Genomic DNA, 12106 nt, shown 5'->3' with positions numbered 1-12106 from the left:
AAGATACATTATGTATTTTGGCAAATTTAAAAAACAGATTTAAGTCATCGTTATATATGAATAATAATTTAACCTGAATAATACGGTTTTTTTACTTTAGCTTTCTTTTGAAAGCGTTGAGGATCGAGTTTACTCAATAGGCTTTGCGGTACAGGGCAAAGTTCACCTAATACCAATGCTACCAAGATTTCACTGCATAATGGCGCAAATAAGAAACCTTTAGAACCTAAACCCGCAAACGTATAAATAGGTGGATCGTTTTGTATTTTGCCTACCAACGGAAAGTAATCCAAAGTTTGTGCACGAACTGATGCTCGACCTTGCCAAGTATCTGTAGCGGAAAGTTGCTCTGCATATGTTGGAAAGATACTGTGGATAAGTTGGTAGTTATGCACATGATCTTCAAGCAAAACTTCAGTGTCATCACGATTCGGATAAAAGGATGCACCTAAGATCAATTGTGATGAATCCAATTGCATGCAATAGCCACCATAGCTATAGGCTTGTTCAAGAGATAATGCTTGATTGGTATTTTTAACCCAGCTCACTTGCCCACGAATCGGTTTTAAAACAGGATAATGGTCAAACAATGCTGCACTTTGTTTTGCGCAACAAACAATGACCTGATCGGCAGTGGCAAGATGGTGTTGATCTTGCCATAGCTCGGTTTGTGTTCCTATGCTATTTAAGCGTGAAACTTTGGCTTTTTTCACAGCAATGTTGGGATGTTGTAAGATTTCATCACGGAGCTGATGTGGTGCCACGGCCCCTGCTTGTTGTAACGTCAAACTCGGAAATTCTGTTTGAGGCCTAATTTCATCCGATGTATGAGTCGTTAATACTTGATCAGGATATTGTTCGGCTAGTTGCAACAGTTCATCTGGATTCTTTAAGGCCATTTGCTCAACTTGAATGGCTCGAAAAGCTTTGAAGCGTGCATAAAAATTCAATGCATGCTGCCAGCTTAAGGTCATCAAATGTTCATGTGCCTGCTCGATTGGACATAATTTTGGGTTGAGTAAGGCAAGAGGATTACCAGATGCGCCTGAAAGTGGCTCATTTTGCTCGTAAATCGTGATTTGATGACCACGCTGGGCAAATGCCCATGCTGTGCTTAAACCCGCAATTCCTGCGCCAATAATTGCGATTTTTTGTTGTTTGGTGAACTGGGGTATTTGCTCATTTTGAGCACGAATGACTGTTTTTATTGAATCGATCGAATGCGTTTCCGAGGATGCTTGATTGAGCCAAATCGCTTTGAGCATTTCTCTTTTATGACCAAAACCACGTGGGCGACTGATTTGAATACCATGTTGTTTCAGTCCTCGTTTGAGTACACCAGCCACACTAAAGGACGCAAAGGTCGTTCCAAAATCAGATAAACGTACAATATTATTCAGCACATTTTCTTGCCACATGTCTGGGTTACAAGAAGGCGCAAAACCATCTAGAAACCATGCATTAACAGCTTGTGTTTTAGGGATATTTGGGAAAATATCTTGTGCATCACCTAACCATAAATCGATGCTAAATCTTTCCTCTGGAAAGCTAAGACGATGACATCCGGCAATAGGTAGGGGATATTGTGCAATGAGCTTTTGTGCTAGAGGCGCTAACTCTGGCCAAGCATTCAGCGCTCGGATCAAATCAGTTCGGCGAAGCGGAAATTTTTCTACACTAATGACATGTAAATGGCTGTGGTTATTTGGACGAATCTGTTGCCAGAGCTGCCAAAGGGTTAAAATGTTTAAACCTGTGCCAAAACCCGTTTCACCCACACAGAAATATTGATAGTCGTTGAGTTGTGATAAACGCTCACTTAAATCATTGCCATTTAAAAATACATGGCGAGTTTCGAGTAAACCATTATCTTTGGAAAAGTAGACATCGCCAAACTGTTTCGAAATGGGAAGATCAATACCATCGACCATTTCCCAATCCAATTCAGCGGTTTGTATTTTTGATGAGTGAGACATAAATTACAGTATTGTATTTACCATTGACGGCGACGTTTGGTGTAAACATAGCTAGCTACAAAGAAGCCGAGAATGACACCTACCGCGATCGTCATAGCACCATACAGGAACATCTGAGCACTACGTTCGCTTTGTAGCACTTGGACTTGCACTGTTAAATTATCATTTTTTAACTGCAATTCCTGATTTTGTGCAAGGGCTTCAAGATTGGCGTGTTCAAGTTGCTTTAAGCGATTGGCTTGATCTTGAACCAGTGCTTTTACTTTTGCTTCTTGCTGTTGTTTCGCTTTGGCAATTTGTTCTGCTGTGAGTGGTTTCGCAGTACTTTGTGTGGTAGGAGAGGTTGTAACTGCTGGTGTAGTTTCTACAGCCCAAATTGTAGTATTAAAGAGTAAACCTAGAGCGAATAAGCTTGGTAGTGCAATACGCATGATTTACCCTTTTGGAAAAGCTTTATTAAAAGGTTTTACGTCAATACTTGCGTAAATTCCTTCTTTTAAAAATGGTTCTTCTTCAATCCACACATCCAATGCTTCACGGCTATCAAATTCAACAATAATCGTGCTGCCCAAAAAACCAGCCTGTGGATTATTTGGGTCGATTGGGTGAGCACCAGCAGCAATCAAACGTCCTTCATCATCTAGTTTTTGTAGGCGTTCTATATGTTGTGGGCGTGTTGCTAAACGTTTTTCTAAAGTACCTTCACGATCAGTACAGCTGAGTACGAAATAGGGCATAGCATTGGCTCAATAACGGAAATTAGGTGGTGGTTTTAAAATGCTTTCTCAAGCAAAATAGTATAACAGCAAGGTAACTGAGAGAAACGATAATATCGCCAAAAGCAGTGAATTCGCCCCAGTATTTTCCATCTAAAAATAAAAAGCCGAAAAAATAATGCAGACTCGCGAGTAAGAAGAATTGACCACACCATGCCCAGTTAAGATTCATCCAGCCTTTTTTACTGAGCTCCAATACTGAGCCAAGCATTTTCTGGATAATCGGCATACGTTCTTTGTTGAATAATGGGGTAATCAAAAAACCGAGACCAATTCCGACATTGATAATGACCGCTTTTAATTTGATATAGGTTACATCACTGAATGCTAAGGTAATACCACCAAAAATGACGGACATGACCACAATAAACCACTGCATTTTTTCCAATTTAAATTTTTGGAATAAAAATAAGCAGCCATACACCACCAATGTGGAAATAAGTAAGGCACAGGTTGCGACAAGAATGTGGTTTTGATCGGTATTGCCAGTACTGCCAACCAATTCCAACAATGGATGCTGACTATCTTTAGGGTCAGTGGTTTTATAAAAATAGAAGAAGATAATCAGAGGGAGATAGTCGAGCAACGCTTTCATGTTACAGTACAGTGATGAAATAGGTCAGATAGCATAATACAAACCATGTTCGGTGTCGATTTACATACACATACGCTCATTTCCGATGGAACCTACTCTCCTGAGCAATTGGTACAAGCCGCTGTGGATTTAAAAATTCATACTTTAGCGGTGACTGACCATGACACGATGGATGGTTTAACGCGGGCGCAGCGTTATCTTGATGAGCATGCTCAAGATCATGATATTCGGCTGATTTCAGGTGTAGAGGTATCAAGCCAATGGTCTAGACCAAATACCAAAAAGAGTTATGGGGTGCATATTGTCGCTTTGAATATGCAGGATGAAACCCCGATCAGGGAACTGCTGGAACAGCAGAAGAAAGTCCGTGCCGAACGTGCAAAAGTCATTTGTGATTTATTGGAAAAATGTATTGGTTTTGATATTTATCCTGAGGTGATCGCCAAAGTTGATGGACATGCGGATCGCGTGACACGAACACATATTGCCAAAACCTTGGTCGAAAAGAATATCGTGAGCCGCCCTCAACAAGCATTTGATCGCTTTCTCAAAGAAGGCAAAAAAGCATTTGTTAAGTTTGATGGCGTTGGATTAAAAGAAACCATCGATGTGATTCATGCCAGTCAGGGCTTTGCCGTGTTAGCACACCCAACACGTTATGATCTTTCTGCGACCAATATCCGCTATCTGATTGAGTTATTTGCTGCAAGCGGTGGTGATGCTGTTGAGTTGCCACCAAGTATAGAACCAGCTTCGACTCGACAAATGGTGGATCGAATGATTCAGCAATGTGATTTAGCAGTATCGATTGGCAGTGATTTTCATGGCGACAATATGCCTTGGATTAAATTAGGACAAACACCTCGAGTTAAAGAAGGGCAACGAGGTGTTTGGGAATGTTTTAGGTGAGGTGTAGCTTGACTGATATTAAAAGATTAATAAATAGAAAGGTTTCTTCTTATAAAAAAATTAATCACTCAGATCGAGATCAGATCATTATTGATAACCAAAATAGTATTCGTAAAGAAATTATAGAAACTCGAAGACCTCCTTTTTGGTGTTTGGAGTCGATTAGTTGCCAGTATGGGATGAAAGGTTTTTGTTTAATTGAAACAGGGGGGGCTAATCCTGAAGCACTAAGGTTTTTAAATTTATCATTTATGTACCAAGAGGTTGCACAAGAAATTGTATTCAATGAACATAAAAACTCTGTTTGCATTCAATTGGAGCATGTTCGACGATGCTTGTTTAAGATTGCACCCTTATTACTTTGGTCAATTTTAATTGGAAATAAAAACTTGGCTAAAAAAATAAAAAATCAGCTTTTATTTTTTTTAAATTTAAAAAATGTAACTAGAAAATTGCAGTTAGATTATGAACTTTTTTGTTTATGGCTTTATGAATCTTGGGTTGAAGAAAAGTCCGATATCATTCAACATATTTCAGGTGATTTTAAGCAAATAATAGACCATTGGTATGCGGATGTTGAAAAATTACAGGAAATAGTTATATCTATTTGTGATTTTCATTGCGAGGAAATGGTAGATAATCAAAAAAAGGCAGCTTTACCTAGATTTATGTCCCCACCTTGGGATTTAATTCCTTTAGAAATATATGTAATTAATAAATTAAGGCAATCTCATTCTTTGAGTAGATTGATTGTTGATCACCCTATTACGAATACCAACATAGCAATAGTTTCAGAGTTTAGTATTGTCGAAGACGATTTTTTAGAATATGTACAGATTAATATATTCTGAGATTTTAGAGTTTCACTAAAGCAAATTATGATCATGTGCCTGAATCGGCGGTGGGGTTGGGCGACCTAGAGTCCCTAGTAGCTCGATTTCAATGTTACGTACCATTGCATCTAATGGTAAGTCATTGCTTTGTGTACCGAAAGGTTCCTCGATTTCTGTACTTAATGCATCCAAACCGAGAAAAGTATAAGCCAAGATTCCCACTAAAAGAGGCGTGACTAAGCCTAATAATGAACCTAAACTAAACGGTAACATGACACAGAAAAAATACACCGTCCGATTCAGCAAAACAGAATACGCAAATGGAATCGGGGTGTTCGCAATACGATCACAGCCTGTCTGCATTTCACTTAATGCTGCTACATGTTGATTCATTTGAGTATAAATAATATCTGTGATTTCGCCTTCTTTGAGCGCTTGTAAAAGCTCCCATTGGATTAAGCTAAGTGTGTACTGTGGCGCATTTTGTTGCTGATAAAGTTGAGTAAGCGCTTGCGGACTTAAACCACTTGTTTCAGTCAGCTCTGTAGGATTGGCAGTTTGATGACGTAAACGGTCACGTAAAACGTTGGCAAACACAATCACATTTTGGATTACACGTTCACGACGCGCTTGGGTTAGAACACGACAATCACGATCGAAATGCCGAGCTGTGGCAATTAATACACCCCACAGTTTACGCGCTTCCCACCAACGTTCATAACAAGCACTGTTCTTGAAGCCAAGGAAAATCGAGAGTACAACGCCGATTAGAGTGAAGCCAACTAACGGAATTTCAGGAAAGCGGTATAAATTGACATACTCAATACCACCGATGATGGCTGAGACCAGCATAACAAAGCCGAGTGAGGGTAAAATTTTGGGTAAAATTGTCCCACGCCATGAGAACAAAACTCTAAAAATACTTGGCTGGTCACGAACAATCATGTTATTTGGATCATTAATTTTATCAGTTGATATTCTCGTTTGCTTTAACCTTTGTCAAGACCAGATTGCTTGATTTTAGTAGGGTTGAGTAGTTGTTGCTCAGAAAAAGAAAAATAGCTTTCCGGCGAAATAATAAAGTGATCGATCAGATGGATTTCAAGTAATTTACACGCTTGTTTGAGCTGTTGTGTAAGGTAAAGATCTTCAGTTGAAGGGTGAGCAATTCCATAGGGATGATTATGCGCAACCACGATTTGGCAGGCTTGTTGTTGTAATACATAACGTAGTGTTTGATTCAATGAAACACTACACGAATGATGTGAGCCAAAAAACAATTTCTTGAAATGTAACTTCCTTAACTCAGCATCTAAACACAGTACCGCAAAGACTTCTTGTTTTTCACCCATTAATTCATAGCGTAAATAGTCGAGTACTAGACTAGAGGTATCCAAACAAAGTCGTTGTTGTTGAAAATGATTGTTTAAATAGCGCCGTCCAAGTTCTTTTACCGCCATGAGCTGTGCATATTTAGTGGAGGCGATGCCATTGAATTGGGATAAATCTTCAAGTGAAGCATCAAAAATAGGATTAAGCCCACCAAAGTGTTGAATGAGGATGCGCGCTAGTTCAACTGCGGAATGTTGTTTAGAACCTGAGCGTAAAAAAATCGCAAGAAGTTCTGCATCGGATAAACTTTGAGCCCCTTGAAGTAATAAACGTTCTCTTGGTCGTTCTTGTTCAGGCCATGCTTTGATGGACTGCTTAATAGATTGATTCATTATTAAATTCACTTTGATTTTATTGTGTTTATGACTTTTTAAAAACCCATCACTTGGGTCTGATCGTATTTAATGCTATTGTGAGCGCCACTGCAACAGCAAGGTATCCTGTTTGTGAGCTTCGATCTTAGTGTTATTCCTCATAAAAACATTATATTGGCGGTTACGGGCGGCATTGCTGCCTATAAAAGTGCCATTTTGGTACGTCGTTTAAAAGACTTTGGTTTTGATGTCCGTGTGGTCATGACACATGGCGCACAAGCTTTTATTACGCCATTAACCTTTCAGGCACTTTCAGGTAATCCTGTACATACAGAGCTACTTGATCCAGAAGCTGAAGCAGGTATGGGGCATATCGAATTGGCGCGTTGGGCAGATTTAGTGTTGGTTGCACCTGCAAGTTGTGACACGATCGCAAAATTTGCAAATGGTTTAGCTGATGATTTGCTCAGCACATTATATTTAGCAACCAAAGCACCTGTTTGGGTAGCACCTGCAATGAACCAGCAGATGTGGGCGGCAAAAGCGACTCAGCGTAATTTGCAAACTTTGGTTGAAGATGGCGTGCATGTCATTATGCCTGATGCAGGTGAGCAAGCTTGCGGTGATGTGGGTTTGGGACGGATGCCTGAACCAGAGGACTTGGCAAGACAAGTCGCTGCTTACTTCCATAAAGCACAACGTGCGATTGCGGAAAAGTTTGGTTTACTGGCAGGAAAACGTGTCACCATTACTGCGGGGCCAACGCGTGAAGCGATTGATCCTGTACGTTATATTTCAAATCATAGTACGGGTAAAATGGGCTTTGCTTTGGCAGCCGCATGCTATGCTGCGGGCGCAAAAGTAACGTTGGTGGCGGGGCCAGTCAGTTTAGATACCCCCAATGGTGTAGAGCGAATTAATGTAAAATCCGCAATGCAAATGCTAGATGCCAGTATGACTCAGCTTGAAGAAGGCTGCGATATCTTTATTGCGACTGCGGCAGTTGCGGATTATCGTGTGGCTGAAGTAGCTGAGCATAAAATCAAAAAAGCGGGTGATGAGCTGGCAGTATCGTTGGTGAAAAATCCTGATATTGTTGCGACGATTGCACAGCAACAACAGCGCCCATTTATGGTGGGCTTTGCTGCGGAAACACGTAATGTTGAAGAATATGCAGCAGGGAAGTTGGTTGCTAAAAAGCTCGATATGATTGCATGTAACGATGTTTCTCGCCCTGATATTGGTTTTGCTTCTGATGAAAATGCGATGACCGTATTCTTTGCACAATCCTATCATCTAGAGAAACGTGAGTTAGAGAAAGCGTCTAAGCAAGAAATATCACAACAATTGGTTGAAGCCATCCATGATGCGTTACTGCAAAAATAGAGTAACTTGACTTTGCCGTTTTATCAAAATGCAACGAAATCGTTGCATTTTTTATGTATGCTAAAACAGCATAGACATTTGAGCTTGTTGAGCTTAGGTGGTCGATGGATCTGCGTAAAACCGAGAATAGCCACAGTTTTTATTAGGGATATCCTGATGATGAAAAGAACTTTAGCCACAATCATTTTAGTATCATCTTTTTCATTGAGCAGTGCTGTTATGGCTGCGAGTCTTGCAGATGATATGAAAACGCTTGGTAAAAATTATAAAGTGTTTAATCAAGCTAAAAATCCACAAGCTGCAACGACAGCATTAAATAATATGCGCGGTGCAGCTGTAAATTCAAAACAGTTTAAGCTGGCTGCACATACTTCTAACAAAGTGCCAAGCTCAACGGATTTATTTGAGCAAATTATTGTCGAAATTGATAAAGCAAAAGCGCTTGTTCAAGCTGGTAAGCTAGATGAAGCAAAGCAACAAGGCAAAAAAATTGCTGCGTTACGTGACCAAGGACATAAGTATTATTCGCATTAATCGATCAGTGGTAGGAATAATAGGATAAGGCTGTACTTAAAAAAGTGCAGCTTTTTTTATTGGAATTCAGCTGGTTAGTATTTAAAGCTAAGACTGAGCATGATTCAGATTTTCACTGAAAGAGAAAGTTGCTACAGTGAAAACATGAATGATGAGAGGTGATGAAATGTCCTCACAACAACGTAATTATGAGCGCATTGCTCAAGCGATTCAGTATATCCAGCAGAACTTTCAGAAACAGCCACAACTGGATGAGGTGGCCGCACATATTCACTTAAGCCCTGCTCATTTTCAGCGGTTATTTACGGATTGGGTCGGCACCAGTCCTAAGAAGTTTTTACAGTATATTAGTGTTGAATATGCCAAACAGATTTTGAAGCAGGAGCAGGGTAGTGTTTTTGATGCGACCTTTGCCACAGGATTGTCCAGTACCAGCCGCTTGCATGATTTATTTGTTCAGATAGAAGGCATGACTCCGGCCGAATATAAACATGGTGGTCAGAGTCTGACGATCCACTATCAATTCGCAGAGACTCTGTTTGGTGAAGTACTGATTGCATCGACGCATAAAGGGATTTGTGCATTAAGTTTTGTCGATGATCGTGCTGAGGCCTTAGCGCAGTTAAAGCTGCAATTTCCTCAAGCTGTCTTTATTGAGCAGATCGATGCTTTTCAACAGAGTGCTTTAGCTTTGTTTCAAAAAGACCAGCAGCAATTGGCTGAGATTAAACTGCATTTGAAAGGAACTGATTTTCAACTCAAGGTTTGGCAAAGTCTGCTTAAAATTCCGATGGGACAACTTGCGACTTATGGTGAGCTTGCAAAAGTGATTAATCATCCTAAAGCAGCCCGTGCGGTAGGATCGGCGATCGGCAGTAATCCTGTGGCATTTCTAATCCCATGCCATCGGGTAATTCAGTCAAGTGGTCTCTTTGGTGGTTATGAGTGGGGCAGTGTCCGAAAAACGGCGATTATCGGTTGGGAAGGTGTTCAAACACATGCAGCAATCTGAACTGACACAGATCCAAGCCGTGATCGATAAGATTCAAGCGCTGGATTGGGATGTTATCACTGAGCAAATACATCAACAGGGATTTGCCTTGATTAAGCAGATTTTATCGACTGAGCAATGTGAGCTGCTCAAACAGCTATATTCACAACCTGATCTGTATCGTAAATTAGTTGAGATGCAACGCTATCGCTTTGGTTTGGGGGAATATAAATATTTTACTTATCCTTTACCAAATCTGATTGAACGGATACGCCATGAAGTTTATCCCCATCTGGTGCCGATAGCCAATGCATGGTTTAGGGTATTGAAATTAGAGCGCTCATTTCCATCCTCACATGCAGAATTTTTACAGCAATGCCATCAACATGGGCAAATGCTGGCAACGCCGCTGATTTTGAAATATGGACAAGGTGGTTTTAATACACTTCATCAGGATTTATATGGTGAGGTTTATTTTCCTTTACAGCTGCTGATTGTATTGAGCCAGCCAAATGTAGATTTTACGGGAGGTGAATTGGTCTTCATTCAACAAATCCCTCGAGCTCAATCCAAGGTGATGGTGATGCAGCCAGAGCAAGGCGATATATTGATTTTTACGACACAGTTTAAACCTGAAAAAGGCAGTCAGGGCTATTATCGGGTCAATATCAAGCATGGCGTCAGTCCGATCCTGCAAGGTGAGCGTTATAGCCTCGGTATTATTTTCCATGATGCGATGAGTTAGTCTGATGTGGCGGCATAGTGAATTAGAGCAAACTGAGTTACATCTAAAATTAAAACAGCAGGAAATTCGGTTTGCAGGCAATGCTCAGCTTAAAATTTATGGCAGATTGACCTGTACTTCAGGGAAGCGCATGCTAAAAAGTAATCGAGTATTTTTTGCTGATGAGCATGAAGCAAGGGGACACGGTTATCGTCCTTGTGGACATTGTATGCAGCAAGCCTATAAGAAGTGGAAAGATGCAACTATTTGATATTGAAGCTGATCCAGAGCAGAATTATTTACCTTATGATGGTACGGTACAGTACTATGGCAAAGTGGTGCAAACAGCGGCGGCAGATCATTATTTTGAGGCATTGCTACATACAATTGCTTGGGAAAATGATCAAGCACTGATTTTTGGCAAACTATTCACCACCAAACGTAAAGTGGCTTGGTATGGTGATCGGCGCTTTGAATATACCTATTCCAACATGAATAAATATGCGTTGCCGTGGACAGTTGAACTCATCGAGCTCAAAGCACTGATTGAAACCTTAACAGGCGAAACATTCAACTCTTGTCTACTCAATCTTTACCATTCCGGTGAGGAGGGAATGGCATGGCATAGTGATGGTGAAACAGATCTGAAAAAAAATGGTGCGATTGCCTCATTAAGCTTTGGGGCAGAACGAAAATTCGCGTTTAAACATAAACAAAGTAAAGAAAAAGTAGAACTATATTTAGAGCATGGTAGTTTATTGGTCATGAAAGATGTGACACAAACACATTGGCTACATCGTTTACCTCCCACTAAAAAAGTCAGTACTGCGAGGATAAACCTAACCTTTAGAACTATTGTGGGGTGAATATAAAAAAGGGACTGAAAAAATCAGTCCCTTTTATAAGTAAGCTTAAGTTTGATTAAGCTTGACCTTCCGCATCAGCATTTGCTTGTAGGCGTTGCATGTTTGCTTCGAACTCAGCATCAAAGTTAATTGGAGTAAGAAGCAATTGTGGGAAGCTACCTTTTGTTACTAAATCATTTACTGCTTCACGTAAGAACGGGAACAGAATGTTTGGGCAATAAGCGCCAAGAATGTATGGAAGACGTTCTTCTTCTACACCATCAATCAAGAAAATACCTGATTGAGTTACATCAACGATGAACGCAGTTTCATTTTCGTTGTTCGCTTGAACCACAACTTTCAAAGACACTTCATAATGTGTTGGATCAATTTTCTCTGCTGCAGAAGATAAATTGATATTAAGTTCAGGCTGCCATTGTTTAGTAAATACTTGTGCACCTGGAACTTCAAATGAAATATCTTTTGTGTAGATACGTTCTAACGCGAGTTGTGGTTGAACTTGTTCTTCGCTCATTGTTTTTCCTTAAATTTTGGAGTGTAGTTAAGCCAATAATGAATCGAGTTTACCTTCACGCTCTAAAGCATAAAGTTGGTCGAAACCGCCAATAAACTGGTCTTTGATAAAAATTTGTGGCACGGTACGATGATTGGTACGTTGCATTAACTCAATACGAACTTCCGGCGCTTCATTGGAAAGATTAATTTCTTTATAAGCAACACCCTTACGTTCCAGCAATTGTTTCGCACGGACACAATATGGACAAGAAAGTGTTGAATAGATCGTGACGTTTGGAGTTGTCATCTGTCTCT

Annotated in this window: 16 protein-coding genes; 8 read left to right on the top strand and 8 right to left on the bottom strand. The window is 40.2% G+C overall.

Features of this window, described 5'->3' with window-relative positions; translation table 11 throughout:
* Nucleotides 1–68: 68 nt before the first annotated feature.
* Genes mnmC through DS737_RS13500 form a run of 4 tightly spaced genes read right to left on the bottom strand, consistent with a single transcriptional unit; the run spans nucleotide 69 to nucleotide 3347 of the window.
* Nucleotides 69–1976 (bottom strand): FAD-dependent 5-carboxymethylaminomethyl-2-thiouridine(34) oxidoreductase MnmC, encoded by a 1908-nt coding sequence (gene mnmC / locus DS737_RS13515; RefSeq protein WP_113997754.1) that lies wholly within the window; start codon nucleotides 1974–1976, stop codon nucleotides 69–71.
* A 17-nt stretch (nucleotides 1977–1993) separates the two neighbouring features.
* A complete protein-coding gene (locus tag DS737_RS13510; protein WP_113997753.1) occupies nucleotides 1994–2407 on the bottom strand; it encodes a hypothetical protein in 414 nt (137 codons plus the stop codon).
* Nucleotides 2408–2410: 3 nt separating this feature from the next.
* The gene (locus DS737_RS13505; RefSeq protein WP_004637863.1) at nucleotides 2411–2713 is read right to left on the bottom strand and encodes a YciI family protein; all 303 of its coding nucleotides are present in this window, start codon (nucleotides 2711–2713) and stop codon (nucleotides 2411–2413) included.
* A 22-nt stretch (nucleotides 2714–2735) separates the two neighbouring features.
* Nucleotides 2736–3347: an inner membrane-spanning protein YciB gene (locus DS737_RS13500; protein WP_004637864.1), complete on the bottom strand. Its 612-nt coding sequence runs from the start codon at nucleotides 3345–3347 to the stop codon at nucleotides 2736–2738.
* Between the two features lie 45 nt (nucleotides 3348–3392).
* Here DS737_RS13500 and DS737_RS13495 point away from each other — a divergent pair, with 45 nt between their 5' ends.
* Both DS737_RS13495 and DS737_RS13490 read left to right on the top strand, forming a co-directional pair.
* Nucleotides 3393–4256: a PHP domain-containing protein gene (locus DS737_RS13495; protein ID WP_113997752.1), complete on the top strand. Its 864-nt coding sequence runs from the start codon at nucleotides 3393–3395 to the stop codon at nucleotides 4254–4256.
* 8 nt (nucleotides 4257–4264) lie between these two features.
* Entirely contained in the window at nucleotides 4265–5107 is an 843-nt protein-coding gene (locus DS737_RS13490; RefSeq protein ID WP_228206830.1) for a hypothetical protein, read from the top strand.
* A gap of 15 nt (nucleotides 5108–5122) precedes the next feature.
* Here the strand turns inward: DS737_RS13490 and DS737_RS13485 are convergent, their stop codons facing one another.
* Both DS737_RS13485 and radC read right to left on the bottom strand, forming a co-directional pair.
* Nucleotides 5123–6034 (bottom strand): bestrophin family protein, encoded by a 912-nt coding sequence (locus DS737_RS13485; protein WP_004637866.1) that lies wholly within the window; start codon nucleotides 6032–6034, stop codon nucleotides 5123–5125.
* Between the two features lie 44 nt (nucleotides 6035–6078).
* Nucleotides 6079–6813, bottom strand: coding sequence for a RadC family protein (gene radC, locus DS737_RS13480; RefSeq protein WP_005092208.1), 735 nt, complete (start codon nucleotides 6811–6813; stop codon nucleotides 6079–6081).
* Between the two features lie 114 nt (nucleotides 6814–6927).
* Here radC and coaBC point away from each other — a divergent pair, with 114 nt between their 5' ends.
* The 6 genes from coaBC to DS737_RS13450 all read left to right on the top strand — a co-directional run bounded on the left by coaBC (nucleotide 6928) and on the right by DS737_RS13450 (nucleotide 11296).
* Nucleotides 6928–8181 carry a bifunctional phosphopantothenoylcysteine decarboxylase/phosphopantothenate--cysteine ligase CoaBC gene (gene coaBC / locus DS737_RS13475; RefSeq protein ID WP_113997750.1) on the top strand — a complete coding sequence of 418 codons (1254 nt, stop codon included), beginning with the start codon at nucleotides 6928–6930 and terminating at the stop codon, nucleotides 8179–8181.
* A gap of 156 nt (nucleotides 8182–8337) precedes the next feature.
* Nucleotides 8338–8715, top strand: a complete 378-nt coding sequence (locus tag DS737_RS13470) for a cytochrome b562 (protein WP_113997749.1) — start codon at nucleotides 8338–8340, stop codon at nucleotides 8713–8715.
* 166 nt (nucleotides 8716–8881) lie between these two features.
* Nucleotides 8882–9727, top strand: a complete 846-nt coding sequence (locus DS737_RS13465) for a bifunctional transcriptional activator/DNA repair enzyme AdaA (RefSeq protein ID WP_113998002.1) — start codon at nucleotides 8882–8884, stop codon at nucleotides 9725–9727.
* Entirely contained in the window at nucleotides 9714–10451 is a 738-nt protein-coding gene (locus tag DS737_RS13460; protein WP_113997748.1) for a 2OG-Fe(II) oxygenase, read from the top strand. The genes DS737_RS13465 and DS737_RS13460 overlap by 14 nt, the downstream gene beginning before the upstream one ends.
* A 4-nt stretch (nucleotides 10452–10455) precedes the next feature.
* Nucleotides 10456–10701, top strand: coding sequence for an Ada metal-binding domain-containing protein (locus DS737_RS13455; protein ID WP_113997747.1), 246 nt, complete (start codon nucleotides 10456–10458; stop codon nucleotides 10699–10701).
* Nucleotides 10688–11296 carry an alpha-ketoglutarate-dependent dioxygenase AlkB family protein gene (locus tag DS737_RS13450; protein WP_113997746.1) on the top strand — a complete coding sequence of 203 codons (609 nt, stop codon included), beginning with the start codon at nucleotides 10688–10690 and terminating at the stop codon, nucleotides 11294–11296. Before DS737_RS13455 ends, DS737_RS13450 begins: the two co-directional genes overlap by 14 nt.
* A gap of 55 nt (nucleotides 11297–11351) precedes the next feature.
* Here DS737_RS13450 and secB read toward each other — a convergent pair whose 3' ends face one another.
* Together secB and grxC are read right to left on the bottom strand one after the other, a co-directional pair.
* The gene (gene secB / locus DS737_RS13445; protein ID WP_004637874.1) at nucleotides 11352–11810 is read right to left on the bottom strand and encodes a protein-export chaperone SecB; all 459 of its coding nucleotides are present in this window, start codon (nucleotides 11808–11810) and stop codon (nucleotides 11352–11354) included.
* Nucleotides 11811–11837: 27 nt separating this feature from the next.
* A complete protein-coding gene (grxC, locus tag DS737_RS13440) occupies nucleotides 11838–12098 on the bottom strand; it encodes a glutaredoxin 3 (RefSeq protein ID WP_004637875.1) in 261 nt (86 codons plus the stop codon).
* Nucleotides 12099–12106 lie beyond the last annotated feature (8 nt).

Source organism: Acinetobacter haemolyticus (assembly GCF_003323815.1).
In the GTDB taxonomy this organism is placed as follows: Bacteria; Pseudomonadota; Gammaproteobacteria; order Pseudomonadales; family Moraxellaceae; genus Acinetobacter; species Acinetobacter haemolyticus.
Note: the sequence above shows the minus strand (reverse complement) of the source record. Positions and strands in the feature narration are given on the sequence as shown.